This window comes from Microbacterium sp. AG157 (assembly GCF_003385695.1).
In the GTDB taxonomy this organism is placed as follows: Bacteria; Actinomycetota; Actinomycetes; order Actinomycetales; family Microbacteriaceae; genus Microbacterium; species Microbacterium testaceum.
In genome coordinates, this window is the sequence record NZ_QRDK01000001.1 from 128,126 (window position 1) to 154,434 (window position 26,309).

Below are 26,309 nucleotides of genomic sequence, written 5' to 3' on the forward strand. Positions count from 1 at the left end.
CGGCGCATCGTAGGCAGCGCTTGCCTCACCGCAGCCCTGCGGAGGCTATGTGCGAGCGATGGATGAGGTTCCGCTCATTCCGCGGAGGCGACTCAGGATGCCGAGACGGTGAGCGTCGGAGCGGATGGCGCTCGCGTGGCCGCGGCCTGCAGACCCACCCGCACGGTCTGACCGGGCGCGAGCGCAGCCGCCCAGTCGCGACCGGTGCACGTCACCCGGCCCGCGGCGACGGAGCAGCTCATGCCCCACGCGTTCGACACCGCGGTGGTACCGGGGGCGTCGAACGACACGGACCACTTCTTGACCGGCCCGGTGGCCGTCACCGTGACCTCGGCGACGTATCCCTCGCCCCACGTGCTCTGCGGAACCCACGCGGCGGTGATGCCGGCGGGTGAACTCGCCCCCGGCTGTACGGTGGGCGTGGGCGACGCGCTGGGCGTGGCCGGTTTCGGCGTCGCCGTGGGCTTCGGCGTCGCCGTGGGCTTCGGGGTCGTCGACGCGGAAGCGCTGGGCTTCGGCGTCGGCTGGGGAGTCACTGTCGGCGCGGGGTTCGGCTGCGGTGCCGGTGCCGCGGCCGGTGTCAGGATCGGCGCGAGAGCCGCGAGCTTCGCTCTCTGCGGCGTACGCCAGTCGTCGCCGACGAGCCCTCCGGTGTCGCCGCTGTTGGGGTTGAAAGACCAGTAGGCGTAGCTGATCTTCGTCTTCGCGAGATACCCCACGAGCGCGTCGAGCCAAGCGCGGTCGCTGGCCGTCTCGAGTTTCGTGCCGAACTCGCCGAGCAGCACGGGAGCGATGTTCTTGCGCACGAGGTAACCCCAGTTGGCATCCCACACCGCTTCGAGGTTGGCGGGATAGCCGGATGCCGAGAACCAGGGCTGCGTGTAGACGCTCGCGGGGTAGTCGTGCGGGGAGTAGACCACCCGGTTCTTCACCGCCAGGGTCACCGGTGCGGCACCCGCATCTTTCAGCCCGCCGCCCCACCACGTGCTCGACCCGTCGTTCTGGCGCTCGACACCCTCGACGATGATCAGCAGGTTCGGGTTCACCGCGAGCACGGCATTGCCGGCGCGGGTGGCCGCCGCGCGCCAGTCGCGTGTCGGGTCGCCGCAGTTCCAGCAGGCGGCGCCGTGGGGCTCGTTGTGCAGGTCGACGCCGATGACCGAGGGCTCGTTCTTGTAGCGGCCCGCCAGCATCTTCCAGTCGTCGATCCACCGCTGCTCGCTGTACTGCGCGGTGTACCAGAGCTCACTCTGCGCGGCGGAATCGGGGCGATGCCGGTCGAGGATCACCGAGAGGCCGTGGGCCTTGGCGCGGGCGACGACGGTGTCCATCAGCTGGAGCGGAGTGAGCGAGACCAATCCCGGGTTGACGGCCGCGTTGATCGAGTTCGACGCCTTCGCGGTGAGGCACTCGTTCGAGAAGGGCAGGCGGATCGCGTTGAATCCCATGCCCGCGATCGCGGCGAGACCGTCGTCGAGCGAGATCGACCACAGTCCGTGCGGAGCGCAGTTCGAGGTCTCCATCCCGAACCACGCGGCGGCCTTGATCGTGAACGGAGCACCGGCCGCCGTCACGATCGTCGACCCGTTGGTCGAGAGCCAGCCCGGTAGCGTCGACGCGGCCGATGCGGGAGAGGCGATCGCGCCCGCGGCGACCAGCGTCGCGCCCGCGGCGAAGGCCGCCGCGCGGCGGAGGACGCGACGCGTGGACGACCAGTTCGTGCGCAGTGCGGACATGTGCACCCCCGCGGTCATCGTACTGGGACAACGAGCCCCCTCGAACCGACTCCGCGTGGACCGCGGTTTCCGCTCCATCACGCGGCTGTAAACGTCGGATCCAGCGCTGTACTGCGGATGATTCCGCTGATACCGTCGTCGATCATGAGCCCGTCGATCGAACGCAACACCGCCCTCGACGCCGTCTCGAAGGCCATCGTCGAGCAGCTGCAGGAGGACGGGCGCCGCTCCTACGCCGAGATCGGCAAGGCGGTGGGCTTGAGCGAGACCGCGACGCGCCAGCGCGTGCAGAAACTTCAGGATGCCGGCATCCTGCAGATCGTCGCGGTCACCGATCCGATGCAGCTGGGCTTCGCGCGCCAGGCCATGATCGGCGTCCGCGTCTCTGGCGACACCCGGGTCGTGGCCACCGCGATGGCGGAGCTTCCCGGAGTCACCTACGTCGTCTCGACCGCGGGTTCGTTCGATCTGCTCGTCGAGGTCGTGTGCGAGAGCGACGACGATCTCATCGACCTGCTCAACGACCGCCTCCGAGCCCTGCCCGACGTCGTCTCGACCGAGACGTTCGTCTACCTCAAACTCCACCGTCAGCTCTACAACTGGGGGACGCGATGACCCTTCTCGGCACCGATCAGCAGTCCGATCTCCAGGCCAAGGCCCGGGATCACCTCTGGATGCACTTCGCCCGACAGTCCGTCATGACGGACGGCCCCGGGGTGCCGATCATCGTCAAAGGCGAGGGACACCACATCTGGGATGCCGCGGGCAAGCGGTACATCGACGGTCTCGCCGGGCTCTTCGTCGTCAACGCGGGCCACGGCCGACGGCGCATCGCTCAGGCCGCGGCGAAGCAGGCGGAGGAACTGGCGTTCTTCCCGCTGTGGTCGTACGCCCATCCGGCCGCGATCGAGCTCGCCGAGCGGATCGCCCATCTCGCCCCCGGTGATCTGAACCACGTGTTCTTCTCCACCGGCGGGGGCGAGGCCGTCGAGACGGCGTTCAAGCTCGCGAAGCAGTACTGGAAGACGCAGGGAAAGCCGACCAAGCACAAGGTCATCTCGCGCGCCATCGCCTACCACGGCACCACGCAGGGTGCCCTGGCCATCACGGGCCTTCCCGTCATGAAGCACATGTTCGAGCCCGTGACGCCGGGGGGATTCCGCGTCCCGAACACGAACTTCTACCGCGCCGAGGAATCGGGGTTCGGGGGCGGCACCCCCGAGGAGTTCGGCCTGTGGGCCGCCGACCGCATCGAGCAGATGATCCAGTTCGAGGGGCCCGAGACCGTCGCGGCCGTCTTCCTCGAGCCGGTGCAGAACGCGGGCGGCTGCTTCCCCGCCCCGGCCGGCTACTTCCAACGAGTGCGCGAGATCTGCGACCGCTACGACGTCCTGCTCGTCTCCGACGAGGTCATCTGCGCCTTCGGCCGCCTCGGCCACTACTTCGGCGCCACGGCCTACGACTACCAACCCGACATGATCACGTTCGCCAAGGCCGTCACGAGCGGCTACTCGCCTCTGGGCGGCACGATCGTCAGCGACCGGGTGTACGAGCCCTTCGCCCACGGCGATGCGACCTTCCCGCACGGCTACACGTTCGGCGGACACCCCGTGTCGGCCGCGGTCGCGCTGGAGAACCTCGACGTCTTCGAGGAGGAGGGGCTGCTCGAGAACGTCCGCACGAACTCCCCCGTCTTCCGCTCGACGCTCGAGAAGCTGCTGGACCTGCCCATCGTCGGCGACGTGCGCGGCGACGGATACTTCTTCGGCATCGAACTCGTCAAAGACAAGGCGACGAAAGAGACCTTCGACGATGACGAATCCGAGCGCTTGCTGCGCGGCTTCCTCTCGAAGGCCCTGTATGACGCCGGACTCTACTGTCGCGCAGACGATCGGGGCGATCCCGTCATCCAGCTCGCCCCGCCCCTCACGATCGGCCCCGGCGAGTTCACCGAGATCGAACAGATCCTCCGTTCCGTCCTGACCGAGGCCTGGACCCGCCTCTGACCTCGGGATGCCGGCGCCACCCCTGTCGGCATCCCTCCCGCTCCACCGGCGGCGCCCGCCGCTCCCCCGGCACCACCCCCGCCGGTACTCCCGCTCCCACCCGCGAGCGGTGCTCTCGATGCTGTACCCGACACCATCTCCGGTCGCGACGACGTCGCGCCCCGCACCCTCCAGGAGGAGCCACGAACGAGAACCTCGCCGCCTCGGCGGCCCCGTCCCACTCGAGCGCCAAGCTCGCCCGCACGCTCGGGCTCTGGTCCATCGTCGGCCTGGGCCTGGGCTACATGACCCCGACCGTCGTGTTCGACACCTTCGGCCTCGTCGCCGAGAAGACGGACAACGTCGTCCCGGCCGCCTACGCGGTCGCGCTCGTCGTGCTGATCTTCACCGCCATCAGCTACGGCAAGATGGTCCGCGTCATCCCCAGCGCAGGTTCCGCCTACACGTACGCGCGCGAGTCCATCCACCCGGGCGTCGGCTTCGTCGTCGGGTGGACCGCGCTCATCGACTACATGCTGCTGCCGATGGTGAACGCGCTCATCCTGCGCAGCTACATGGAAGCCCTGTTCCCCGATGTCCCGGGCTGGCTCTGGGTCGTCGTCTTCACGGCGGGTGTGACGGGCATCATCTACCTGACGATGCGCGGAACCTCGAACGTCAACATGCTGCTGCTCGTGTTCTCGATCCTCGTGATGACGGTCTTCGTCGTCATGGTCGTCGTGCAGCTCGTCGGCGGCGCGGGAGCCGGCACGCCCGTGTCGATCGCCCCCTTCGCCCACAGCGACGTGCAGTTCGGCGCGGTGCTCGCGGGAGCCACCGTCGTGTGCTTCTCGTTCATCGGATTCGACGCGGTGTCGATGTACTCCGAAGAGGCCAAGACCCCGAGAATCATGCCGCGCGCCATCGTGCTGACGCTCGTCGTCGGCGGTCTCATCTTCCTCATCGCCTCATACGTGACGCAGCTGCGCTTCCCCGACTCGACCGCGTTCCCGCAGGAGGCGATCGAAGACAGCACGCTGCCCGAGATCGGCGTGCAGGTGGGCGGCCCCGTGCTGCAGGCGGTGCTCACCGCGGCGGGTTTCGCGGCGACGCTCGCCTCGTGGCTCGCCTCGCACGCATCGGTGTCGCGCATGCTCATGGTGATGGGGCGCAACAACGTGCTGCCGCGGAGAGTCTTCGGCTTCATCAACCCCAAGACGCACACCCCCACGTTCTCGATCGTCATCGTGGGGCTCGTGAGCCTGCTGGCGATCGAGTTCACGCTCGAGCAGATCGCGGCGTACATCAACTACGGCGCGCTCATCGCCTTCACGTTCGTGAACATCTCGGTGATCGCGTGGTTCGCCGTCCGCAAGGGCCTGCACAAGACCCCCGGCGACATCCTGCGCTACATCGTGATGCCCGGCATCGGCATGCTGCTCACCGGCCTGCTGTGGGTCAACCTCGACATGCACGCCCTCATCGGCGGGCTGATCTGGACCGCGCTCGGCGTCATCTACCTCGTGATCCTCACGCGCGGCTTCCGTCGACCGATCGCTTCGTTCGACGAGAACGAGCCGGTGACCGGGGTGAACAAGACCGTCCCCGGGCCTCATTCCGAGGTCTGATCGCCTCGGCCGCGGCATCCCTTCTGCAGGGGTGTCGCGGCCGCCCCGTGGACGGGCCGTGACGAACCGACGCACCCCAGTTCCTGCGCACCCCAGTTCCTGCGCACCCCACCCTTCGGTCCCCCCTACTTGAGCGCTTCCCTCGTCACAGCAGACTGATACCTCGCGCATACGATCGCCCGCACCGGAAGGTCGATGCTGTGGACCGTGCCGTTCTCCGCCCCCCTCGCGCGCTGGTGGCGCGAACCCTGGTGGGCGCGGATCTCGCTGACGCTGATCGTCGCGGGCTTCGTCGTGCTGACCGGCTGGAATTTGGCTCGCGGCGGTGATTTCTCGTTCTACGAGGCCTCGGCCCGGTCGATGTCGCAGTCCTGGCATGCGCTCTTCTTCGGAGCGTTCGATCCGGATGCCACGGTCACCCTCGACAAGCTCAGCGGTTTCGCCGTGCCCCAGGCGCTCAGCATCCGGCTGTTCGGGATGTCGATCTCGGCCATAGCCCTCCCCCAGGTGATCGAGGGCGTCGTGACCATCGTCGCGTGCGCGGTGCTGGCACTGCGCTGGGGAGGACGCGGCGCCGGGCTGCTCGCCGCCGCCGCAGCGGCCTCGACGCCGATCTTCGTGTCGATGTTCGCCCACCCGATGGAGGACGGACTGCTCACGATGGCCCTCGCCGTCGCCCTCGTGTGGTGGCAGCGCGCGGTGCTCACCGCCAGATGGTGGCCCCTGGCGGTCTGTGCGGTGTTCATCGGCGTGGGCTTCCAGGCGAAGATGATGGCCGCGTGGTTCCTCCTTCCCGCCCTCGTCGCGGGCACGCTCGCCGCGACCCCCGGGTGGCGCCGCGGCCTCGTCCGCGCCGGAGTCGTCACGGGCGCAGCCGTCGTGGCATCCGTCGCCTGGATCACCGTTTTCGCCCTCGTGCCGGCCGATGCGCGCCCCTACGTCGACGGCTCGACGAACGACGACATCTTCGCGATGGTCTTCGGATACAACGGCCTCGACCGCCTCGCCCCGGGAGCGGTGCCGGGGTCGGTGGGCGCCTCGAGTTCGGCGGGCGGGCTGGGCGCGACCCTCGCCGCGCTGGGCCACGCGCTCACGACGCCGGCCCCCTCCGGCTCGGGGGGTTCGCCGACGCTCACCAAGCTGCTGGAACTGCCGCTCGTCACACAGATCGGCTGGCTGTACCCGGCGGCTCTCGCGGGCATCGCCCTCGGTTTCTGGCGGTACCTGCCCAGACGCGGCCGCCCCGGCACGCCGGTGTCCGTCGCGCGTTTTCCTCTGGTGGTCGTCGCCGCGACGTGGTTCGCGACCGCAGCGGCGGTCCTCACGGTCACGCGCGTACCGCACACGGCCTACGTCGCATCGCTCGGCGTCCCGACTGTGCTGCTCGTCGCCATCGCGTGGCGGGAGGGTGCGCGCCTCCTGCGCTCGACGCGCCGACACCTCCGCCTCGTGCTGCCCGCCGTCGTGACCGTGCAGGCGGTGTGGTGGGTCGTCCTGATCGGCGGAGCGCGGCTTCCCGAGGTCCTCCTCGTGCCCGCGGTCGCGATCGGCGGGACCGGGCTGGCCGTCGGCGCACTCGCCGCGCTGCCGATGCGGGGGACGCTGTCTCACCTGCGACGGGTCGCCCCCGCCGCGCTCGCCGTGGCCCTACTCTGCCTGCCCGTGGCGACCAGCCTGCAGGTGCTCGATGATGCGCGCGACGGCAGCGGCGGTGACGCGTACGTCGGTGTCACCGCGCGCGGCGGCCACCCCGATGAGACGTTCACGGTCTCGTCCCCCTCGATCTGGGGCGGAACCCCGCAGATGAGCCCGGCGGTCACGCAGATGGTGGCGGCGGCTCGTCAGCACGGCGGCGGAGAGAACGGCACGCCGCTCTTCGTCACCGACTCGTGGGCCCTGTCGTCGCAAGTGATCGACGCCACCGGGGCGAGCGTGTTGACCGACGGCGGTTACAGCGGACACGTGCCCGTGTTCACGACGGACGACCTCGAGCAGATGGTCCGCAGCGGCCACGCGCGACTGTTCGTCGTGGCATCCGGTGCTCCCGAAGGCGACCCGGTGAGACGCGTGGCGACCGGCCCCGGATGCCACGAGGTGAAGGAGTGGGACTTCAGCCAGTCGAAGGAAGGCGGCGAGGTCAACAAGGTCACCGGCGCCACCCTCTACGAGTGCGCGGGCGAGTGATCCGCGCTCCACGGACCGCGCCACGGCGCGCGCCGCGCCGCCGGTAGACTTCAGCCAGTGAGCAGCACCCGAACCGAAGCCGCGTACCTGCGCTCGGTGACGGCGTTCAAGAACCCGACGCTCGACCTGCTGCACGGACGGTTCGCGCCGTTCGTCGTCGCGGTGCTGTCGATCGTCTTCACCCCCGACCGACCCGCCGTCGCGGTCGCCGACGCCCACGTCGAGGTGGCCGAGGCGATCGACGAGCTGCGCGCGGCGGGCATCGACACCGACGATGACCGGCGGATCCCCGCGGGTTCCGCTCGAGAGATCTGCCGCGGGTGGGTGCGCGTGGGATGGCTCGGTCTGCAGATCGAAGACGACGTCGAGGTGTACCGGCTCTCGGCGCACGCGGTCGGCGCCCTCGAGATCGCCGGTCGCGCCGGCGGCGGGCGCGCGCGCGTCTCGCGCTCTCGCGTGCGGACCCTACTCGATGCCGTCGACCGGCTCGCGCGCGACGCCGAGAGCGACCCCGGTCGTCGCCGTGAGGCGCTGCTTGAAGAGAGAGCGGCCCTGGACGCCGAGATCGCCGCCCTCGACGAGGGCGTCGTCGAACCGCTCGACGACGATCATCTGCTCGAAGAGGCCGAAAACGTCATCCACCTCGCGCGAGAACTCCCCGCCGACTTCTCGCGCGTGGCCGAGTCAATCGCCGCGATGCAGCGCGACGTGGTCGCCGAGTTGCGTCGCGACGTGCGTCCCACCGGCGAGGTGCTGCGCGAGTACCTCGAGCGCGGGCGTCAGGTGATGCAGGCGACCCCCGAGGGTCGGGCGTTCCAGGGCGCGCTGCGCCTGATCGGCGACCCCGAGAACATCGACGACCTCACCGACCAGCTGCACGCCGTGCTCACTCAGCCGTTCTCGCGCCTGATGACCCCCGAGCAGCGCGGAGAGCTCGACGCGATCGCGCGCCGCGTCGAGGCCGGCGTGCAGGAGGTGCTCACCGCCCAGCGGCGGGCCTCGCACGTGATCACCGCGCAGGTGCGCACGCACGACCCGATCCGCGACCGACACGTCGACGACCTGCTGCGCTCGGTCATGGCGGGGCTGCACCGCTGGAGCCAGACCCGCTCCCCCGGCCGCGTCGAGCCCGTGCGGACGCTCCCCCTCGCCGACATCGGGCACCTGCGTCGTTCCCTCAGCGACGTGCGTCCTCCCGGGGCGCCGGAGCCGCTGGCATCCGGGGACTCCGACGTCGAGTTCGTGAACGCCGACACGCGCGCGTGGGGCGGCCCGCACTACGCCGAGCTGGAGGCGTACGTGGCCACGCTTCCCGGTGGCTTCGACCTCGCGACGGCCTTCGCGGGAGCGGATGCCGAGACCCGGCGCCCGGTCGACCTCGTCGGTCTGCTCGAGATCGTCCACCGCGAGGGCCTGGTCGAGACCGACGACGTCTCGATCGTCGAGGCCGTGCGCCCCGACGGCACCACCCGGCGCTTCGCCTTCGGCGCGGTCACCGCTGCGCCCGCCCGCGTCTCGGACGCGGAACCCCCGACTGCCACAGAAACGGATGCCGATGACTGACATCGACCCGTCCGCCCCTGACACGGACACCCCCGCCTTCATCGCCCCGGTGGCGATGGAGAACGACCCCGACGCGCTGTTCGCCGGCGATCGCGGCATCCTCGACGCCGACGTGCGGCGCGTGCTCGTGCGCATTCTGCAGCGCCGCTTCCTCGTCGCCGAGAATTCCCCCGCCGAGTGGAAGCTGCTGCTCGAGCACCAGCAGATGATCGAGTCGCGCCTGAACGACCTGTTCGTGCGCCTCGTCGTCGACCACGCCCGCGGGGTCGCGTACAAGGAGCAGGTCCGCAGCGACGACGTCGACGTGCCGATCCTGCTGAAGGACGAGTCGTACTCGCGCGCCGAGACGCTGGTGCTGGTGTACCTGCGGACGGTATTCCAGCGCGAGACGACCGCGGGCACGGCATCCGCCCGCGTCGACGTCGAAGAGGTGGAGCAGACCGTGCTCACCTACTTCAGCGAAACGGATGGCACGCGCGCGAGCCAGCAACGCGCCGTCCGCACCGCCATCGCCCGTCTCGATCGCGAGGGCATCATCGAGGAGGAGTCCGAGGGGCGCTACCGCATCGGGCCGCTCATCGAGATCGTGCTCAGCGCCGAGGTGCTGCGCGATCTGCAGCGGTGGTTGGAGGAGCAGACACGGGATGCCGACACCCCGACGCCCCTGACCGATGACGCCGACGCCGTGGCATCCGGAATCCTCGAGGAGGAGCGCGCATGACCATGCTCGAGACGCTGTTCGGGCTGATCCCCGCCGCCTCCCGCGGGCAGCAGTGGGTCGCCGAAGACCTGCAGCTGATCAACTGGGGCGGATACGACGGCACGCACCGCGTGCGCTTCGCGCCGACCGCGACGCTGCTGTGCGGCGGATCGGGCTCGGGCAAGTCCACCCTCATGGACGCGTACGTCGCGCTGATGATGCCGCACACGACCCCCTTCAACGGCGCCTCGAACGGCGCCGTCGTGGGTCGGCCGCGCGGGCAGGAGCAGCGCAACATCCTCTCGTACGGCCGCGGCAAGCTCGACGAGTCGCGCACCGACGAGGGCACGAAGGTGCGGGTGCTGCGCGGCGACGGCGTCGACACGTGGACCGCGATCGGCATGACCTGGGCAGACCACGACGGCGCACGGTTCACCGCGGTGCGGGCCTGGTACTTCCCCGCCGCCGCCCGCACGCTCGACGACGCCGTCAAGGTGCGCGCGAGCGTGCACGGCGCGTTCGACCTGCGCCAGCTCGAGCGGGCGGCACAGAGCCACCTCTCCGACTCCGCGGTACGGGCCACGGGCCTCGACACCCTCGCGACCGACCGCGAGTTCTCGGCGCGGCTGCACGCGGTTCTCGGCATCGGGGCGGCGGGAGCGGGGACGAAGGCGATGAGCCTGCTCGCGCGCATCCAGGCCGGTCAGCAGATCACCACCGTCGACGACCTGTACAAGCGCATGGTGCTCGAGGAGCCCGAGACGCTCGCGGTCGCCGACGCCGTCGTCACGCACTTCGACGGCCTCGAATCGACGCGCACGCGCATGCTCGAGGCCCGCCAGCAGGTGCGGGCGCTGCAGCCCATCCGCGGGATGAAGACACGCATCGACGACGCCGCCGAGCGCCTGCGCCTCATCGACGCGCTCGGGCGCCTCGGCGACCCCGACTCGCGCGCCTCGCTCTGGCGCGCCCAGCGCCGGGTCGACCTGCTCGGCGCCGTCGAGGCCGAGCTGCGTGATCGTACGCACGCCACCGATGCGCTCGTGCGCGAACGCCAGGCCCTCGCCGACGCCGCCGAAGCGGAGCGCGAGGGGCTCGGCGACGTGCTGCGCGCGGCCGGCGGCGATCGACTCGACGCCGCCCAGCGCGAGCTGCGGAACCTCGAGCGGCGCCTCGCCGGCATGCAGCGCGACCGCGAGCGGTTCGAAGCGGCGCTCGCGGTGCTGTCGACCGAGGTGTCGTCCGAGAAGCAGTTCGCCGCGCTCGTCGAGGAGGCCCGGCAGACCCTGGGCGACGCGGATGCGAAGGCCGCCGTGCGCGACGCGTTCGTCGCCGCGAGCAGCCGGCACACCGATCTGCGCCAGCAGCTGTCCGCCCTCGAGACAGAACACCGGCGCACGCAGACCCGCGACGACAACATCCCCCCGCGCCTGCACGAGGCCCGCGAGGCGCTGGCCGAGGCCGCCGGGCTGACCGCCGCCGAGCTGCCGTTCGTCGCCGAGCTCGTCGACGTCCGCACCGAGTTCGAGCCCTGGCGCGGGGCGTTCACGCTCGCCCTGGGCGGATTCGCGACGACGCTGCTCGTGGATGCCGCACACCTGGCATCCTTCCGCTCCGCGATCGACGGCGTGCGACTGTCGGAGCGCCTGCGGTTCGAGGGCGTGTCGACCGACCTGCCCGAGCGCACCGGGCTCGATCCCGCGACGCTGCCGGGGCGCCTGGAGTACCGGCGCTCCCCCTTCACCGGGTGGCTGCAGGACCGGCTCGATCAGCAGTTCGCCTTCGTCTGCGTGGATGCCGTGGCCGAATTGTCGCGGCACCGCATGGCGCTGACGATCTCGGGGCAGACGAGCCAGGGCGCGCGCGGTGCTCACGGCGGGTCGATCCGTCACAGCGTTCTCGGGTTCTCCTCCCGCGTGCGGCTGACAGAGCTCGGCGAGCAGATCGTCACGGTGCGCCGGGATCTGACCGCCGCCAAGGCCGCGGTCGACGAAGCCGCGGCCGCCCTCGACGCGTTCGACGAGCGGCGCGGCGCGTACGAGAAGATCGCCGACCTGACCTGGGACCAGGTCGACGTGGCATCGGTCCAGCGCGAACTCGACCGCTGGAACGAGACGATCGTCGAGATCACCGCCGGAAACCCGCGGATCGCCGAACTGCAGGAACAGATCTCGGGCACCCGTGCCCGCGCCGCGCGTCTGCGCGAAGAGATCGGCGGGGCCAAGACCGAGCAGCAGGCGCTCGCGGCGCGGTGGGCGCAGATCACCGACGACGTGGATGCCGCGCACGTGCGTCTCGAACGCGCCGAGGACGCGGGTCTCACGCTCACCGACGACGAAGCGGGCTATCTGGACAGCCTCTTCGTGGCGCCCGGTTCGTCCGACGCCACGCCGTCACAGCAGCTCGCCCGATTCGACGCGGCCCTGGAGTCGGCGTCGAAGCGTCTGCTCGAGGAGCAGCGTGCGGCGCAGGAGACGTGGGCCGACCAGCGCGAGAGCCTCCGCCGCACGATGACCGCGTTCACCGACCGGTGGCCGAGCCCGAACCTGCTCGCCGACCCCGACGAGTCGCTCGGCGACTTCGAGCGGATCCTCGCCGATCTCGAGGCCAGCGGCCTGCACGAGCTCGAGGCGGAGTGGCGCGACTCGCTGCTGCGCCTGTCGGGCAACGACCTCACGAGCCTCGACTCCGCTCTCACCCGGGCCCTGCGCGAGATCCGCGAGCGGATTGCGCCGATCAACGACATCATGCGGGACCTTCCGTTCTACGACGACGAGCACCGGCTGCAGATCGTGCCGCGCGAGAGCCAGTCGGAGGTGCGCAAGCGCTTCCGCCGGGAGCTCCGCGACGTGCGAGCCGCGATCGACGCCGCCTCATCGGATGAGGAGCGCGAAGCCGTGTACGGGCGGATGGCGCGGCTCATCGGCCGCATCCGGCCGACCGCACCCGACTTCGCCGACCTCGTCGACGTGCGCAACCACGTGCGGGTCAGCGCCGAGCGCTTCCGCGCCGACACCGGCGAGCACGTCGCCCTCTATGACCACATCGGCGAGAAGTCGGGAGGCGAGTCGCAGGAGCTCATCGCCTTCATCGTCGGCGCTGCTCTGCGCTACCAACTCGGGGATGCCGGTTCCGAGCGGCCGCGGTACGCCCCGGTGTTCCTCGACGAGGCACTCATCAAAGCCGACGCGCACTTCACCAAGCGCGCGATCGGCGCGTGGCGCGGCCTGGGCTTCCAGCTCGTCATCGGTGCCCCGAACGACAAGTACAGCGCGATCGAACCGCACGTCGACGTCGAGTACGACATCCTCAAGGACACCCGCGGACGATCGTGGGCGAAGGCGAAGGTGGGGCTGGCGGCGGAGTGAGCGCCGCGAGGGCTCGCGGGGTCCGCGCTCGCGGTATCGCGGGATTCCTGCGCGCCGTCGGTCAGCGCTCGAGAGCGCGAAGAGAGTCGTCCACTCGGCGAAGGACCATGGGGCCCTTCTCGCTCAACTGCGAACGAGCCGCCGGATCGTTGCGGAAGTACCGGACGACGGTCGCCACCTGATTGGGGTCTGAGCCGAGCGCGAGCATCGGTGCCTCGACGCGCGGGCCAGCCCCCGTGGCGATGAGGTGAAGCTTGGCGACCGGACCCGAGCCGACCCCGACCTCGGCGAGCTCATCCCACGACCAGTTCACTCGACCGCGACCCCGGATGCCTGTGAGACCTTCCGGCGTCAGATGCAGACCGGCGGGCTCGCGCAGACGCAGAGCACTCACGACGAGTACGCCGACGCCGAAGAGGCCCAGGGCATAGGGCGCGCGGGTCAGGAGGAACGACGGCATGGTTGCAAGGTTCCCGGCATCCACCACGATCTGGGCGATCGCGGGAAGAAGGAGCAGCGCTCCCCACACGAAGGGCACCGCGGTCGCCGCCGGAGCCGGACGGAACCAGATTCCGGATGCCGACTGGTCGACGCGCAGGAGGCGTTCCTGGATCGTGCGGAAAAGCACATGCAGGCACGCCGCCGCCCCGAGGATGGTGAGGGTCAGCGCTCCCATCATCAGGCGCAGCCCGACCCGGTCGTCGGCGACCGCCATGAGGACGGGGAGGACGGCAAACAGAATGACGACGGCGACGAGCCAGGTGGGGCGCCGACCATTCGGGAAGACGGGGATGCGCGGGTCGGTGGACGGAAGTCGGGGCGACATCGTGCTGATGGCCACGGTCAGTTCGCTCCTTGATACGGCTGCGATCGGGGGGACGGGGGAACATACCCTTCCAACCTCGCCTGACGCCCGGTGAAGAAGTCGTCGACGGTTTCGCGTGAGTCCAGGGGGACCGCGGCCTCCCACAACCACCTGGCACCGGCTCCAATGGCAAGGCCGCCGATGACCGTTCCGCCGATGACCCACCCGACCGGGTTGCTTCCGAGGGCGGCTGCCGCAGCTCCACCGGCCGCCGCACCTCCGGCACCGCCGGCCATGCCTCCCGTGATCTCCGCGATGCCGGAGCTGAGCGAACCGCCCTCTGCGACATCAGCGGCGAGGGAGACGACGTCGATCACGTTGCCGGCGAGCTTCTGGACGACGGCAAGTCGCCCGCGCCTATCGAGATCGTCCACGAGAGGCAGGTAGAGAGCGGGTGGCACGATGACCTCGCGCCGCATCGTGTCTCCGCTGTTTCCGACGAGCGACATCAAAGATCCCCGATCGCCGAACGTCTAGCCAGAGTAGTGCGGCCGTAAAGGATCGCCCGTAGGTTGCCCGTGGACACTCCTGCGAACGCATGGGCAAGAAATCGGGAATGTCCACGCACATCTCTACGCTGTGCTCAGGGGCACGGCGGAAGGCGGCAGGCATGCAAGGACTCGAGATCACGGTTCTGCTGGGATTGGCGATGCTCGTGGGCACCGTCCTGGCTCCCCGACTGCGCGTCGCGACACCGCTCGTGCTGCTGGTCATCGGCCTCGCGCTCGGCTTCATCCCCGAGCTCCGTCAGATCGAGCTCCCGCCCGAGACCGTTCTCCTGCTCTTCCTGCCCGTCATGCTGTTCCGCGAGGCGTGGACGACCTCTCTGAGGTCGGTGCGCCGGTCGCTGCGCTACATCATCCCGATGAGCACGCTTCTCGTCGTGGCATCCGCTTTCGCCGTCGCCGGGGTCGCGAACTGGATGGGGGTGCCGTGGGAGGCAGCCCTCGTGCTCGGTGCCGCAGTCGCTCCGCCCGACGCCACGGCCGTCGCAGCGCTCGGACGTCTGTTGCCCGCCAAGACCTTCATGAAACTCAAGGCCGAGAGCCTCACCAACGACGGCACCGCGCTCGTGCTCTACGCGATCGCCGTCGCTCTTCTGCTCGGCGATCAGATCACGCCGCTGCAGATCACCGGCATGGTGCTGCTGTCGTACCTCGGTGGCGCGGCGGCGGGTATCGCGGTGGCGGCCGCCGCCTTCTTCGCCCTGCGCCGCATGCAGTCGACGCTCACGATCAACCTCACGATGGTGCTCGTCCCGTTCGTGTCATTCCTCATCGCCGAACTCGTCGAGGCCTCAGGGGTGCTCGCCGTGGTGTTCGCGGGTCTGATCATGGCGTGGGTGTCGCCGCGCATCACCACCGCGATGTCGCGACGAGCGGCGGATGCCACGTGGCCCTTCGGCGTCTACCTGCTCAACGGCGCGCTCTTCGTGCTGATCGGGCTCGAGGTGCAACTCGTGCTGCACGAAATTTCCGGGTCGGAGATCGGTCTGCTGCTCCTCGTCACCGTTGCGGCGTGGATCGCCCTCTTCGTGGTGCGGTATCTGTTCCAGTGGCTCTTCTCGCCGTTCTCGCGACCCGCCGCCGGATCGTCACGCTCGCTGCGGCATCGATCTCGCGTGGTGAGTACGGTCGCGGGATTCCGCGGCGCTGTATCGCTCGCGATCGCCCTGTCGGTGCCGGTCACCACAGCCGAGGGCGCGCCCGTGGCGGGTCGCGACGCCATCGTGTTCGTCACGGCGGGTGTGATCGTGCTCACCCTGCTCGTCCAGGGTCCCCTGCTGCCCGCCGTGATCCGGTGGGCGAAGCTCCCGAACGACGACGCCGCGATCGAGGAGTACGAGCTCGCCGAGCGCGCGATCTCAGGTGCGGCCCTCGCCGCCCTCGACGACCTGGCGACAGAGCACGGCATCAGCGACCGCGTGCGCGACCGTGCGCGACGCGAAGGCTACGAACGTCTCGAGCTGGCGAACGCCCGCGCCATCGCGCGGCAACGCGCGATCGAAGAACGCGACCTCGCCGAGCTCGACGCGTCGCTCGGCGATGACCCGTCCTCGACGGGGCCGGTGCCGCCGGATGGTTCCGAAGCCGAGCGTCGCCGCGCGGGCGCAGACAGTACGGCGGACAGCCCCGACGAGGCAGCGGCCTTCACGGGCCCCCTGCAGATGATCGCCGTGAGCGACGACATCGACGTCACCCAGCGCTCTCCCCTGCTGCGCCACAAAGAGGCGCAACGACTGCGGCTGGCGGTGCTGGACCGCAAGCGCGAGGTGCTGCTGCGCCTCCGCCGCGAAGGAACCATCGACGACCTCGTCGCGCGGAAGATTCTCGCGGGCCTCGACCTCGAAGAGATCCGCACGCGGGGGCTTGAGAAGGCGAGCGAGTAGGGGCATCGGCGGGATGTCCCGCGTCGTAATCAGCCCCCGACGGGACGGAGCACGTCTGCTGCGCGGTTGAGCGCCACCTCTCCCCCGGTCTCGAGCACAGCGCGTTCTTCGGGATGGTCGCGGAAGAAACGGACGATCGCCGCAAGCTGATTGAGATCGGCGCCGAGGTAGCGCATCGAGCACGTGACCGGCACGTACCCGTCGACCATCGTGAGCGACAGTGTCGCGGGCGGCCCGATAACGGTGACCTCGCCCACCAGGTCCCACGGCCGGTCGACGTCGCCGCGCGCGAATGCCCTGCAGGCCGTCGACCGAGCCACGCGCTCGCACACAGATGAGACGATTCTCATCCTGTTCGACGACTTTCCGACCTACCCTCGTCTGTGGATAAGTGACGATTGCCGCGCGCTGTGGAGGAGCGTCTGCCGCGTGTGGCCGGGGTGGGGGCTCAGCGTGTACGGATCACCGGAAGAAACGCTAGCGCGGATCGAAGAAGATACGCGTCGGGCTCAGGAACGCGGCGAGAAGCTGCCCATGCTCCAGGCCGCGATCGCGGATGTACGGGCGAAAGCCGTGGCACGCACCCGAGACATCTCGGTCGAGGTGGACGCGGCGGGGGTCATCCGTGACCTCGAGATCGCGGACTCGGCGCTCGACCGTGGGGGCCGACGCGTCAGCACCGAGGTGATGGAGCTGATCGCGAAGGCGACGAAGAACGCTCGCGTTCGCACCCTCGAGGTGACCACCGAGATCATGGGCGAGTCGGACCCCATCGTCGGTGTCGTGGCCGCGGAGCTCATTCCCGACCAGGAAGACGATGGAGTGACGCGCCGAGGAGGGCTGCGATGAGCCAGCAGATCCGGATGGATGCGGACATTCTTCTCCAGCATGCCTCGCGCGTGCAGCAGCTGGCCTCGGATGCCGCCGAGGCCGCATCGGCGATTCAGAGTGTCAACCTCGGAGGAGGGGCGTTCGGCGTTCTCTGCGCCTGGATCGTTCCCCCTGTCGGAATGGTGTCGGGGGCGGTCTCTCAGCACATCAGCGGCGCGGAAGGCGTACTCGAACGCACGGCGCAGGAGTTGCGCGGAGTCGTCGCCGACTTCGACACGTTCGAAGAGACCGTCATCCAGGTGACGAAGCATCTCGAGGGAGGCCTTGGATGAGCAACTCGCTCGTGGCGGCTCCCGTGGACACGACGTCCGCGTTCTCGGGCGCGTTCCTCATCACCGACGGGCAGGCTCTGGCCGATGCCATCCAGAGTGGTAACTGGGTCGAAGGAGGGATCGCGGGATTCTCGGCCGCGATGGACACCGTCGCCGCCGTGATGGACCCCATCGGCACGCTGATCGCCAACGGCCTGGGGTGGCTGCTCGACCACATCGAGCCGCTCAAGGGGTGGCTGAACGATCTGACCGGAAACGCGGCCGAAGTGCAGGCATTCGCCGCGACCTGGAGCAACGTGGGCGCCCGGATGAGCGAGCTCGGCGTCACCGCGCAGAACCGGCTCGCTGACCTCGACGGACTGTCGGGTGAGACCATCACCGCGTACACGGCGCACGTGCAGGGGCTGTCGCAGCACCTGACGACGTCGGGCCAGTGGGCGGGGGCGATCTCGACGGGACTGTCGATGGCGTCCTCTCTCGTGCAGATGACCCACGATCTCGTGCGAGACGCCATCAGTCAGATCGTCGGCATGGCGATCTCGGCCGCCATCACCGCGGTCGCGACGGTCGGCCTCGCGACACCCGTGATCGCCGCGCAGGTCGGTTCGCGGGTCTCTGCGCTTGTGCCGCGCATCAGCAAGACCATCACCACCGTCGTCAACGCCTTCACGAAGCTGCGCGGGCTCGTCGACGAGCTGAGTGGCATGGCGGGCAAGGCGCTGCAGTTCCTGACGAAGTGGGCCGGGGGCAACAAGGGCTCCAGCACGGTACACGCCGCGGAAACTGCAGCCGAGAGCCTCGTGCGCCATCCGACTCAGTTGAACGTCGACTTCACGTACAACCCGAAGCACAGTCGCCCCGAGTGGGATCGTCAGATCACCAACGCTCAGGACGTCTTGGACAACACGACGTTCGAGACATGGCTGCAGCGAAGGGATGAGTTCACCGGGGACCGCTCGAGCGCAGTGAAGGCCGAGCAGGCCGCGGTGAGAGAGGTCGCCCTGAGTGACGCGATCGCCCAGCGCGTGCGGTCTGGCATGCCGTACGACGAGGCGGAGCAAGCTGCCCTTGAGTGGATGAAGTCTCAACATGCCATCCATCGGCTGGATGCTGTGGCTGGCGGGGATCCCCTCGACTTCGACGGGGTCGGGGATGCCGCTGTCAACTCATCAATCGGTTCTCAGTGGCGGTCACGCGTCCCGGATCTCGAGCAAGCGGTTAAGGACATCGCTGCGACTATGACGCCGGAGCAACTCCGGAACACCCTCCTCAACATCAAACTCGGCGGATAGGATTTCGATGATGAGTGTCGAACTGTTTAGAGATTTCGTGCCGGTTGCCCCGGTTCCCGAGGCGGTCATCGACCGATACCGCCCGTCGGTAGAGCCGGCTCTCGTCGAGCTGTGGCAGGCGCAAGGATTCGGCCTGGCTGCCGACGGGTTCCTGCGCGTGGTGAACCCGGATTACTACACCTCGATGATCGGAGAATTTCTTCCCCGGTCGGACATGATTCCGGTCCTCGCCACGGCCATGGGGGACGTGGTGGTCTCGTTCGACGGGAAGTACCGCGTCCTGCAGTTCCGCTATGCCCGGGCCACCGGCGGAGTCGGATCGAGTCTGGACCTCATCGGACTGTTCGCAGCCCAGGAGAGCTGGCTCAACAGATTCATGGACTACGCGCCGTACGCCGAGGCTGCCGTGACGTATGGCTCACTCAATACCCCCGAGGATTTCGATTACATCTATGCATACAAGCTTCCATTGCCTGCAGGAGGCCCAGAAGGGGTCGAGTACCTGACCCGTTCCCGTATTTTCGAGCACATCGCGTTCACTACCCAGCTTGCGGGGCCGATTCCGTTTGCGAGTTGATCATCGATCTCTTCGCGACCGCCTCTAGGGAACCCGCACACACCTTCTTTTCACTCTTTCGCCCCGGCGACGCTCAAAAGGTGGACGCGAGAGGGTGTGGGCTCCTGCTGCAGGCACTCGCCAACAAAGACCTGCCGAGTAGATACAGCCTCGGCCATTTCTTGCTCGACGGCGGCGCACCCCTCACGGCAGGTCTCGGCGGAGCAACCGTTCTTCACGTCCTCTTCGGCCAGGTCTCCCACAACGTCGAAGAAGACGCGCGCATCGCACGACGACTGATTGATGCCGGCGCCGATATCAACGCGCGAGACGAGAACGGACGCGTCCCTTTCCTCGAAGACCTGAACATGAAATACAGCGACGAGGACCTGAATCCGATTTACGACCTGTGGTTCGAGCGTGAGGATGCCGATTTCACCTCGGTATCGGTACACGGAGTATCCCCGATCAGTTTCGCCAAGAAGCTCCCGTTCCGCGACTCCGTCGTGGACCGGATGGAGAGCTATGTCCGCGCGCATTTGCGATGACGTGACCCCTCAAACGCATGTCGTCTCCGCGGCCGCGTCGCACTGCGTCGGTCGTCGCTAGCGGGCCTGCCCGAGGAGAAACTCATGGACATTTTTCTCACCGCCTACCTGAGGCCCGTCGCGGACTTCCTTGCGACGTACCGAACCGGAGACGCCACCCGGCTTTCCCCTCTGACCGCCGCCACGAAGCTGCCGTATCGGAGCGCGATCCTGGCTCGGATGAACGAGCATCTGCACGACCATGCCTGATGTCGACCCGACCGAAGAGTCCCGGCACGCCCCTTCACAGATCCGCGTGAAAGCCATGCTCGTCATCCCCCACCCGGATACCCCCTCCCATCTCGTGAGCGCCCACGCCCCGACCCTCGAGAACCCGCGGGGCTTCCATCGCCTGATCGGCGGCAGCGTCGAATTCGGCGAAACGCATCGCGAGGCGATCGTCCGCGAGGTCGAGGAGGAGCTCGGTGCGCGCATCACGGATCTGACCTACCTCGACACGGTCGAGAGCCTCTTCCGCTCCGACGGCGAGAGGGGTCACGAGATCGTCGCGCTCTACTCCGGTGGACTCGATCCCTCGCCCGGAGAGCACGGCGGCAGCCTCACCGAGTCCGACGGCTCCGTGGTGCCGGTGGTCTGGCGACCGATCGATGCCGAGACCGATGCCGTTCCCCTCTACCCCGCGGCCGCGGAGCGTCTGGTTCGATCCGTCCTCACCCGCAACGCGCGGTGAGCCTCACCCTGCGGCCCCCGTGCGCCGACTCAATCGAGCACGAGCTCGATGTTCCCGTGATCCCGGAACACCCGCACCACCAGCTCGAAGTACGTCTCTCCCACGCCCGCCTCGAGCGCGTCGAGGGCGCGTTGAGCGGTGGCCACGGAATACACCTGCGGCCGAGCGAGCTTCGCGCGGTAGTACTCGCGGGTGGCCTCCACCCCCAACGCTTCTCGAGCGACGTCCGAGCGTTCCCACACCACCCGCACCGGTTCCGCCCCGTCGAGCACCCCGAACCCGCCGTACAGCAGGTCGTCGAGGGCATCCAGGCTCTCCCCCAGCGTCCAGTCCTCGTCGGGCATGAACACGCGGTTCAGTTCGGAGTACAACGACGGGATGCCGTGGACCGCCGCACCGTCGATCTCGATGGTGCGCGGGGTCATGGCATCCCTCGTCCGGAGCCGGCGAAGACCGCCGGAGTGACGCCCAACACCCGGCGGAAGTGACGCGTGAGGTGGGCTTGATCGTGAAAGCCCGTGCGGGCGGCGACCTCGGCAGGCCGGCCGCCGTCGACGAGCATGCGGCGCGCGGCGTCGACCCGACGCGTCACGAGATAGCGGTGCGGGGCGATGCCGTAGGTCTGCGAGAACACGCGCACCAGGTGGCTGGGGTGCGCGTGCAGTTCACGGGCGGCGTCGGCGAGGGTGAACGACTCCCCCCACCGGTCGTCGAGGAACGAGCGCAATCGCCTCGCCAATGGCACATCGGCGAACACCGCCGCCTCCGACCCCGCGTGCGACAGCACGGCCTCGCGAACGGCGATCAGCCAGTGCTCGGCGGCGAGTTCGTCTCCGGGATGCCGGAGCGCCGCGTGGATCCTTTGTGCTGCGGCCACCGCCGAATCGCGGGCGAGGGTCGGCCGTCGCGCGATGCGCGCCGCCGTCGCTTCGGACAACCAGTCGCCTGACAGGTACAGCACGCGCTTGCGGTACCCCTCACCCGCGCGCGCCGGACGCCCGTCGTGCGGGATGCCCGGCGGCAGGAGCGTGACCGCCGCGGGCACCGCCTGATGCGCCGCGCCGTCGAGACCGTACGACACGGCCCCGCGGTCGACGAGCATGACGGTCCAGTCGTCGTGCGTGTGCACGGGATAGGCATGATCGAGATCGGCGTGGTACGTCTCGCGCAGGAACGGCACCTCGGGATGCCAAGCCCGTACGCGATCGACCATGCAAGAAACGTACAAGACGCCTCCGACACCGCGGGCCGAAGCTGGATCCATGACCGATGTGATTGACCCGCCCCGTTTCGACACGAAGGTGGTCGTCTTGCTCGCAGCCGACCTCGCCGCGTGGCAGGAACTCAACGTGACGGCTTTCCTGATGTCGGGGATCGCCACCAGCGCCGACGGCCTCGTCGGAGAGCCCTACCGCGACGCCGACGGCACGACCTACCTGCCGATGCTGCGCCAACCGGTCATCGTGCTCACGGGCGACAGCGACGCCCTGTCCCGAGCACGGGCCAAGGCCGCCGCACGCGACGACGTCGCCCTGGCGATCTACACCCGCGAGCTCTTCGGGACGTCGCACGACGCCGCCAACCGCGCCGCGGTCGCCGCCGTCACGGCATCCGATCTCGATCTGGTCGGCATCGCCGTGCGCGGTCCCCGCAACGTCGTCGACCGGGTGGTCAAGGGGGCGACGTTCCACGAGTGAGCGGACGACGAAGGGCCGGACGCCCACAGCATCCGGCCCTCTCGTGCGAACCCCGCTCGGAGGTTCCGGACGACTAGTTGCCGCCGTTGATCACCGACAGGTACGAGCCGAAGGGGCGCGCGGTGTCGAGATCGGCGAAGTCGTCGGCAAGGCCCTCGTGAGGCGTGTTCTCGTTCTTCATGGATCAAGTGTCCGCGAGAGACCCTCGCCGCGGAGGGCGCTTGACAACCGCCTAATATCTCGCCTAGCTAACTACTCTTCCCTCGAGAGACTGGATGCGCTGCTCGAGGAACGCGATGTAGTCGGCCATGTAGGCGAGCTTCGCCTCGAGCCGGTCGAGCCGCGGACTGATGTGGGCCTGGTTGGAGTGCAACGGGGTCTTGAGGGGCACGTCGGCGTCGATCTTCGCGAGCACGGTACGCAGCGGGTTCGAGCCTTCGGCGGCAGTGGTCATGGCGCCAGCGTAGAGCGCCTCACGCTCCCGCGGGCTGATCCGTCCCTGCCAGCGCAGGCGCGAGCATAATGATCGCCGCGCCCACCAGCGCGACAGCCGAGCCGACGTAGTCCCACACCGTGGGTCGGAACCCGTCGACGACGATCCCCCACGCGAGCGAGCCCGCGATGAACACCCCGCCGTACGCGGCGAGCACGCGCCCGAAGTTCGCCTCGGGCTGCAGAGCGGCGATGAACCCGTAGGCGCCGAGTGCCAGGATGCCGAGCAGCCCGAGCCACCAGCCGCGGTTCTCGCGAACGGCCTGCCAGACGAGCCACGCGCCACCGATCTCGGCGACCGCGGCTAGAGCGAACAGGATCACGATGCGCGCGGTGGTCATCGCGACATTATCGGGGGTGTCGCTGCGGCTCCCCTCGTGACCGACCGGGTTACGCCGGAAAACCGGCAGATGACGGGTGCGAAACATTTGAGACGTGTGCGATTCACGGGCGCTACGGTTCCCCTCAGGAGGCATCCATGACTCGACCCCGCACGGTGACCCACACCTACACGCTGGCGGGCGGCTGGCAGAAGACGCACCACGCACCCTTGACGGCGGAACTCGCCGAGAACCTGCGCCGCTCCGGCGTCACCATGGTCCGCGCACGCCGAGGGATGTTCGACAGCCGCGAGATCTCGCTTCGCGACTACCCACCGCGGCGAGCGGAGGCGCCCGTCGTCCCGCGCTGAGAATCGTGAGGGAGCGGGGCGGAGACGGCCGACCGCCGAGGCCTCCCTCCCGAGCTTCGACGTGAGGACCACCCGTTCCGGCGAGGGAGTGCGCGCATGATCCGCACATGAGACCCCGGGTCAGTGCGCCTCGCTGCGGACGCGCGGCTGCTCCCCCTCGAATCTCGCTCGAGAGATGGAGTCCGGGTCCCAAGAACCCCCCTCGAATCGACACTCGGAGAACGTCGCCGCACCGAAATCCGACTGCGTGACGACCGTGTGCCGGAACCGGCAGTCGACGAATGCTGCCTGTCGCCACTGCTGTCCCGTGAATCGGGCACCTTCGAAGTCGCACCCGCGGAACACCACACCGCGACCCCCGCTCGTCGTGGTCGCCCGCAGGCTGCCCTCGAAATGCGCACCCGCGAAGGTGCAGTGGTCGAACACGGCTCTGTCCATGAGGACATGGCGGATCTTCGTCTCGACGAACAACGTGTCGATCACCCGCGTCCCCAGCATGGTGGCGCGCTCGATCGTGGAGCGGGTGAAGTCGCACGCCGAAATGGTGGCGTCGTTGAACGTGCTCCCGAGACGCGCGAAACGGAAGTCGACGCGTTCGAGATGGGAACCGCGCATCCACGCGCTCCACAATTCGGGAGCCGCGGTGATGTTCAGGGCGACGCCGGCGAGATCAGTGCCGCGCAACTCCACCGGGGTCGCTGTGTCCAGGAGCGTGTCGATGAGGTCCTGGCGATCGATCCGGTAGTTCTCCCGTTTCCAGCGCCGACGGAGCTCACCGATCTCTTTCGTCGTGATCGCCACCACCCGATCATACGAGCGAGAACAGTCAGCGACCGGGACGGAGCAGCCCGCTCTCGTACGCCGCGATCACAAGTTGCGCGCGATCGTGAGCCCCGAGCTTGAGCATCGTGTTCTTGACATGCGATTTCGCCGTGTGCGGCGAGATGAACAGCTCCCCGGCGATCTCGTCGTTCGAGCGTCCGCGGGCGACGAGCAGCAGCACCTGGCGCTCGCGATCGGTCAACGCCTCGAGCGACGCAGGCGCGCCCACCTGCGCGGGCGCCGCGCGCACCCAGGTCTCGATCAACGCGCGCGTCGCCGCCGGCGAGAGGAGGGCTCCGCCCTCGTGCACCGCCAGCACGGCGCGGACGATGTCGTCGGGCTCGGCACCCTTGCCGATGAATCCGCTGGCCCCGGCCCGCAGGGCCGAGACGACGTACTCATCCTCTTCGAAGGTGGTCAGGATGAGCACGCGGGTGTCGGTGAGGGCCGGGTCGGCGCAGATCACCGCGGTGGCGTCGATGCCGTCCATCCGCGGCATCCGGATGTCGCACACGACCACATCGGGTCGGAGGCTCCGGGCGAGCGCGACAGCCGCTTCGCCGTCGGCGGCCTCGCCCACGACCATGATCCCTTCGGCCGCGTCGAGCAGGTCGCGGACGGCGGAGCGGATGAGCGACTGGTCGTCGACGACGAGGACGGTGGTCACGGGGCGGTCTCCGAACGAACGGGGGCGGGGAGGGGAAGACGCGCCGCCAGCCGGAAGCCGCCGGGGGCGAGACCGGCGGCGAGCTCTCCGCGCACGGCGTCGACGCGCTCGCGCAGGCCGAGGAGCCCGAACCCCGATGTCGGCGGCGCGTCCTCAGGGTCGGAGACGCGATCGAGCGGGTTAGTCACCACGATCTCGAGCGCACCTCCATCGCGACGCATCAGGACGTGCGCGCGGCGCGCGGCGCCGTGCTTCACCGCGTTCGTGAGGCCCTCTTGCACGACGCGGTAGGCCACGATGCCGATTCCGATCGGGATGCCGGAGGCCTCGGCATCCGTTCCGATCTCGTCGCGCACCACGACGTCCCACCCCGCCACGCGCACCGACTCGACCACCTCGGGAACGCGCGCGAGCCCGGGTTGCTCGAGCGCCGCGGCCTCGTCGGGAGCGCGGAGCACGCTGAGCATGGCCCCGATCTCGCCGAGCACGTCGCGCGAGGTGGTGCGGATGGTGGCGAGCGCCTCGCGTGCCTTCTCGGGCCGCGTCTCGAGCGACGACGATGCGACGCCGGCGTTGAGGCTGATCACCGAGATGCGGTGCGCGACCGCGTCGTGCAGGTCGCGAGCGATGCGCAGGCGTTCCTCGGTCACGCGGCGGCGGGCCTCGGCCTCGCGGGTCTCTTCGGCCCGTCGTGCCCGTTCCTCCACCGCCTCGACGTACGCGCGTCGCGATCGGGATGCGTCGCCGACCGCGCCAGCGAGCGCGAGAGCGAGGGCCACCTGCAGAAAACGCGTGTCCGTGCCGGTGACGAGCGTGATCGCGATGCTCACCCCCGCCACGATCGCCACGGCCACGAGACCGGCCGGGACCGACACCCGGCGGGTCGTGCGCTGGGCGACGGCGTACATCGAGACGATCAGCGCGAGGGTCGCACCGGGCGAGAGGGTCCCCAGGCTCAGCGCCCCCAGGTACAGGGCCGCGCACGCGGCGAGCGCGACCCGAGGACGCACGCGCCGCAGCGGCAGCACCGCGGCCGGAAGCAGGACCAGGACGAGGGCGAGAGTGTTGGCGGGGCGCATCTCGGCGACGGGGATCGGGGCGAACGCGGGCCCGACGATGAGGAGGGCGAAGCCGAGGTCGACGAGCCACGGACGCACCGACCGCATCGCGCGGCCCGCGGGCATGGTCGATCCGGGGGCGCTCACCCGACCAGTCTGTCCCCTCACTCCCTGT

General features: G+C 69.2%; 27 protein-coding genes and 1 pseudogene. 17 read left to right on the forward strand and 11 right to left on the reverse strand.

The window, feature by feature from the left end; genetic code table 11:
- Positions 1-92: 92 nt before the first annotated feature.
- Positions 93-1,736 (reverse strand): cellulase family glycosylhydrolase, encoded by a 1,644-nt coding sequence (locus tag DEU35_RS00675; RefSeq protein ID WP_116238861.1) that lies wholly within the window; start codon positions 1,734-1,736, stop codon positions 93-95.
- A gap of 144 nt (positions 1,737-1,880) precedes the next feature.
- Between DEU35_RS00675 and DEU35_RS00680 the strand changes: the two genes are divergently transcribed.
- From DEU35_RS00680 to DEU35_RS00710, 7 genes and pseudogenes are all read left to right on the forward strand, one after another.
- On the forward strand, positions 1,881-2,351 hold the full coding sequence (locus tag DEU35_RS00680) for an Lrp/AsnC family transcriptional regulator (protein ID WP_116238862.1): 471 nt from the start codon (positions 1,881-1,883) through the stop codon (positions 2,349-2,351).
- Positions 2,348-3,742: an aspartate aminotransferase family protein gene (locus tag DEU35_RS00685; protein ID WP_116238342.1), complete on the forward strand. Its 1,395-nt coding sequence runs from the start codon at positions 2,348-2,350 to the stop codon at positions 3,740-3,742. The genes DEU35_RS00680 and DEU35_RS00685 overlap by 4 nt, the downstream gene beginning before the upstream one ends.
- Positions 3,743-3,993: 251 nt before the next feature.
- Positions 3,994-5,349 (forward strand): annotated as a pseudogene (locus DEU35_RS00690) (APC family permease); the annotation flags it as partial.
- 207 nt (positions 5,350-5,556) lie between these two features.
- Positions 5,557-7,533, forward strand: a complete 1,977-nt coding sequence (locus DEU35_RS00695; RefSeq protein ID WP_116238863.1) for a glycosyltransferase family 39 protein — start codon at positions 5,557-5,559, stop codon at positions 7,531-7,533.
- Positions 7,534-7,590: 57 nt separating this feature from the next.
- The gene (locus DEU35_RS00700; RefSeq protein WP_103210602.1) at positions 7,591-9,096 is read left to right on the forward strand and encodes a DUF3375 domain-containing protein; all 1,506 of its coding nucleotides are present in this window, start codon (positions 7,591-7,593) and stop codon (positions 9,094-9,096) included.
- On the forward strand, positions 9,083-9,817 hold the full coding sequence (locus DEU35_RS00705; protein ID WP_396652076.1) for a DUF4194 domain-containing protein: 735 nt from the start codon (positions 9,083-9,085) through the stop codon (positions 9,815-9,817). Before DEU35_RS00700 ends, DEU35_RS00705 begins: the two co-directional genes overlap by 14 nt.
- Positions 9,814-13,164, forward strand: coding sequence for an ATP-binding protein (locus DEU35_RS00710; protein WP_116238344.1), 3,351 nt, complete (start codon positions 9,814-9,816; stop codon positions 13,162-13,164). The genes DEU35_RS00705 and DEU35_RS00710 overlap by 4 nt, the downstream gene beginning before the upstream one ends.
- A gap of 61 nt (positions 13,165-13,225) precedes the next feature.
- Here the strand turns inward: DEU35_RS00710 and DEU35_RS00715 are convergent, their stop codons facing one another.
- Together DEU35_RS00715 and DEU35_RS00720 are read right to left on the reverse strand one after the other, a co-directional pair.
- A complete protein-coding gene (locus tag DEU35_RS00715) occupies positions 13,226-14,005 on the reverse strand; it encodes a hypothetical protein (protein WP_103210598.1) in 780 nt (259 codons plus the stop codon).
- Positions 14,006-14,007: 2 nt separating this feature from the next.
- Positions 14,008-14,478 carry a hypothetical protein gene (locus DEU35_RS00720; protein WP_103210596.1) on the reverse strand — a complete coding sequence of 157 codons (471 nt, stop codon included), beginning with the start codon at positions 14,476-14,478 and terminating at the stop codon, positions 14,008-14,010.
- A gap of 161 nt (positions 14,479-14,639) precedes the next feature.
- On the opposite strand from DEU35_RS00720, the gene DEU35_RS00725 reads away from it, so the two are divergent.
- A complete protein-coding gene (locus DEU35_RS00725; RefSeq protein WP_103210594.1) occupies positions 14,640-16,418 on the forward strand; it encodes a Na+/H+ antiporter in 1,779 nt (592 codons plus the stop codon).
- A 29-nt stretch (positions 16,419-16,447) separates the two neighbouring features.
- On the opposite strand, the gene DEU35_RS00730 is transcribed toward DEU35_RS00725, so the two are convergent.
- Entirely contained in the window at positions 16,448-16,750 is a 303-nt protein-coding gene (locus DEU35_RS00730; protein WP_116238345.1) for a hypothetical protein, read from the reverse strand.
- 121 nt (positions 16,751-16,871) lie between these two features.
- On the opposite strand from DEU35_RS00730, the gene DEU35_RS00735 reads away from it, so the two are divergent.
- From DEU35_RS00735 to DEU35_RS00760, 7 genes are all read left to right on the forward strand, one after another.
- A complete protein-coding gene (locus tag DEU35_RS00735; RefSeq protein ID WP_258027969.1) occupies positions 16,872-17,267 on the forward strand; it encodes a YbaB/EbfC family nucleoid-associated protein in 396 nt (131 codons plus the stop codon).
- Entirely contained in the window at positions 17,264-17,581 is a 318-nt protein-coding gene (locus DEU35_RS00740; RefSeq protein ID WP_103210588.1) for a hypothetical protein, read from the forward strand. The genes DEU35_RS00735 and DEU35_RS00740 overlap by 4 nt, the downstream gene beginning before the upstream one ends.
- Positions 17,578-18,873: a polymorphic toxin type 15 domain-containing protein gene (locus DEU35_RS00745; RefSeq protein ID WP_103210585.1), complete on the forward strand. Its 1,296-nt coding sequence runs from the start codon at positions 17,578-17,580 to the stop codon at positions 18,871-18,873. The genes DEU35_RS00740 and DEU35_RS00745 overlap by 4 nt, the downstream gene beginning before the upstream one ends.
- A gap of 10 nt (positions 18,874-18,883) precedes the next feature.
- Positions 18,884-19,450 carry a GAD-like domain-containing protein gene (locus DEU35_RS00750; RefSeq protein ID WP_180993487.1) on the forward strand — a complete coding sequence of 189 codons (567 nt, stop codon included), beginning with the start codon at positions 18,884-18,886 and terminating at the stop codon, positions 19,448-19,450.
- Positions 19,447-19,977 carry a hypothetical protein gene (locus DEU35_RS00755; protein ID WP_147301811.1) on the forward strand — a complete coding sequence of 177 codons (531 nt, stop codon included), beginning with the start codon at positions 19,447-19,449 and terminating at the stop codon, positions 19,975-19,977. The genes DEU35_RS00750 and DEU35_RS00755 overlap by 4 nt, the downstream gene beginning before the upstream one ends.
- Before the next feature lie 84 nt (positions 19,978-20,061).
- A complete protein-coding gene (locus DEU35_RS16935) occupies positions 20,062-20,226 on the forward strand; it encodes a hypothetical protein (RefSeq protein WP_180993486.1) in 165 nt (54 codons plus the stop codon).
- A complete protein-coding gene (locus tag DEU35_RS00760) occupies positions 20,219-20,707 on the forward strand; it encodes an NUDIX domain-containing protein (RefSeq protein WP_219728536.1) in 489 nt (162 codons plus the stop codon). The genes DEU35_RS16935 and DEU35_RS00760 overlap by 8 nt, the downstream gene beginning before the upstream one ends.
- Positions 20,708-20,736: 29 nt before the next feature.
- On the opposite strand, the gene DEU35_RS00765 is transcribed toward DEU35_RS00760, so the two are convergent.
- Positions 20,737-21,132 carry a barstar family protein gene (locus DEU35_RS00765; RefSeq protein WP_103210577.1) on the reverse strand — a complete coding sequence of 132 codons (396 nt, stop codon included), beginning with the start codon at positions 21,130-21,132 and terminating at the stop codon, positions 20,737-20,739.
- Positions 21,129-21,920 carry an AraC family transcriptional regulator gene (locus DEU35_RS00770; RefSeq protein WP_116238347.1) on the reverse strand — a complete coding sequence of 264 codons (792 nt, stop codon included), beginning with the start codon at positions 21,918-21,920 and terminating at the stop codon, positions 21,129-21,131. Before DEU35_RS00770 ends, DEU35_RS00765 begins: the two co-directional genes overlap by 4 nt.
- Before the next feature lie 49 nt (positions 21,921-21,969).
- Here DEU35_RS00770 and DEU35_RS00775 point away from each other — a divergent pair, with 49 nt between their 5' ends.
- Positions 21,970-22,404: a DUF2000 domain-containing protein gene (locus DEU35_RS00775; protein ID WP_103210573.1), complete on the forward strand. Its 435-nt coding sequence runs from the start codon at positions 21,970-21,972 to the stop codon at positions 22,402-22,404.
- A 244-nt stretch (positions 22,405-22,648) separates the two neighbouring features.
- Here the strand turns inward: DEU35_RS00775 and DEU35_RS00780 are convergent, their stop codons facing one another.
- Both DEU35_RS00780 and DEU35_RS00785 read right to left on the reverse strand, forming a co-directional pair.
- Complete coding sequence (locus tag DEU35_RS00780) at positions 22,649-22,858, reverse strand: hypothetical protein (RefSeq protein ID WP_103210570.1); 210 nt, start codon at positions 22,856-22,858, stop codon at positions 22,649-22,651.
- A gap of 19 nt (positions 22,859-22,877) precedes the next feature.
- Positions 22,878-23,237: a YnfA family protein gene (locus DEU35_RS00785; protein ID WP_116238348.1), complete on the reverse strand. Its 360-nt coding sequence runs from the start codon at positions 23,235-23,237 to the stop codon at positions 22,878-22,880.
- Between the two features lie 137 nt (positions 23,238-23,374).
- Here DEU35_RS00785 and DEU35_RS00790 point away from each other — a divergent pair, with 137 nt between their 5' ends.
- A complete protein-coding gene (locus tag DEU35_RS00790; RefSeq protein WP_103210564.1) occupies positions 23,375-23,587 on the forward strand; it encodes an alternative tryptophan synthase beta-subunit in 213 nt (70 codons plus the stop codon).
- A 120-nt stretch (positions 23,588-23,707) separates the two neighbouring features.
- Here the strand turns inward: DEU35_RS00790 and DEU35_RS00795 are convergent, their stop codons facing one another.
- Genes DEU35_RS00795 through DEU35_RS00805 form a run of 3 tightly spaced genes read right to left on the reverse strand, consistent with a single transcriptional unit; the run spans position 23,708 to position 26,281 of the window.
- On the reverse strand, positions 23,708-24,388 hold the full coding sequence (locus DEU35_RS00795; RefSeq protein ID WP_116238349.1) for a pentapeptide repeat-containing protein: 681 nt from the start codon (positions 24,386-24,388) through the stop codon (positions 23,708-23,710).
- A 25-nt stretch (positions 24,389-24,413) separates the two neighbouring features.
- On the reverse strand, positions 24,414-25,076 hold the full coding sequence (locus DEU35_RS00800; protein ID WP_103210559.1) for a response regulator transcription factor: 663 nt from the start codon (positions 25,074-25,076) through the stop codon (positions 24,414-24,416).
- Positions 25,073-26,281, reverse strand: coding sequence for a sensor histidine kinase (locus DEU35_RS00805; RefSeq protein WP_146035581.1), 1,209 nt, complete (start codon positions 26,279-26,281; stop codon positions 25,073-25,075). Before DEU35_RS00805 ends, DEU35_RS00800 begins: the two co-directional genes overlap by 4 nt.
- Positions 26,282-26,309 lie beyond the last annotated feature (28 nt).

Bases quoted from the DNA above. Each gene is read 5' to 3' on its own strand.
- DEU35_RS00675 (WP_116238861.1), bottom strand. From the start codon at position 1,736: ATGTCCGCACTGCGCACGAACTGGTCGTCCACGCGTCGCGTCCTCCGC.
- DEU35_RS00680 (WP_116238862.1), top strand. From the start codon at position 1,881: ATGAGCCCGTCGATCGAACGCAACACCGCCCTCGACGCCGTCTCGAAG.
- DEU35_RS00685 (WP_116238342.1), top strand. From the start codon at position 2,348: ATGACCCTTCTCGGCACCGATCAGCAGTCCGATCTCCAGGCCAAGGCC.
- DEU35_RS00705 (WP_396652076.1), top strand. From the start codon at position 9,083: ATGCCGATGACTGACATCGACCCGTCCGCCCCTGACACGGACACCCCC.
- DEU35_RS00710 (WP_116238344.1), top strand. From the start codon at position 9,814: ATGACCATGCTCGAGACGCTGTTCGGGCTGATCCCCGCCGCCTCCCGC.
- DEU35_RS00720 (WP_103210596.1), bottom strand. From the start codon at position 14,478: ATGTCGCTCGTCGGAAACAGCGGAGACACGATGCGGCGCGAGGTCATC.
- DEU35_RS00725 (WP_103210594.1), top strand. From the start codon at position 14,640: ATGCAAGGACTCGAGATCACGGTTCTGCTGGGATTGGCGATGCTCGTG.
- DEU35_RS00740 (WP_103210588.1), top strand. From the start codon at position 17,264: ATGAGCCAGCAGATCCGGATGGATGCGGACATTCTTCTCCAGCATGCC.
- DEU35_RS00745 (WP_103210585.1), top strand. From the start codon at position 17,578: ATGAGCAACTCGCTCGTGGCGGCTCCCGTGGACACGACGTCCGCGTTC.
- DEU35_RS00750 (WP_180993487.1), top strand. From the start codon at position 18,884: ATGAGTGTCGAACTGTTTAGAGATTTCGTGCCGGTTGCCCCGGTTCCC.
- DEU35_RS16935 (WP_180993486.1), top strand. From the start codon at position 20,062: ATGGACATTTTTCTCACCGCCTACCTGAGGCCCGTCGCGGACTTCCTT.
- DEU35_RS00760 (WP_219728536.1), top strand. From the start codon at position 20,219: ATGCCTGATGTCGACCCGACCGAAGAGTCCCGGCACGCCCCTTCACAG.
- DEU35_RS00765 (WP_103210577.1), bottom strand. From the start codon at position 21,132: ATGACCCCGCGCACCATCGAGATCGACGGTGCGGCGGTCCACGGCATC.
- DEU35_RS00770 (WP_116238347.1), bottom strand. From the start codon at position 21,920: ATGGTCGATCGCGTACGGGCTTGGCATCCCGAGGTGCCGTTCCTGCGC.
- DEU35_RS00775 (WP_103210573.1), top strand. From the start codon at position 21,970: ATGACCGATGTGATTGACCCGCCCCGTTTCGACACGAAGGTGGTCGTC.
- DEU35_RS00780 (WP_103210570.1), bottom strand. From the start codon at position 22,858: ATGACCACTGCCGCCGAAGGCTCGAACCCGCTGCGTACCGTGCTCGCG.
- DEU35_RS00785 (WP_116238348.1), bottom strand. From the start codon at position 23,237: ATGACCACCGCGCGCATCGTGATCCTGTTCGCTCTAGCCGCGGTCGCC.
- DEU35_RS00790 (WP_103210564.1), top strand. From the start codon at position 23,375: ATGACTCGACCCCGCACGGTGACCCACACCTACACGCTGGCGGGCGGC.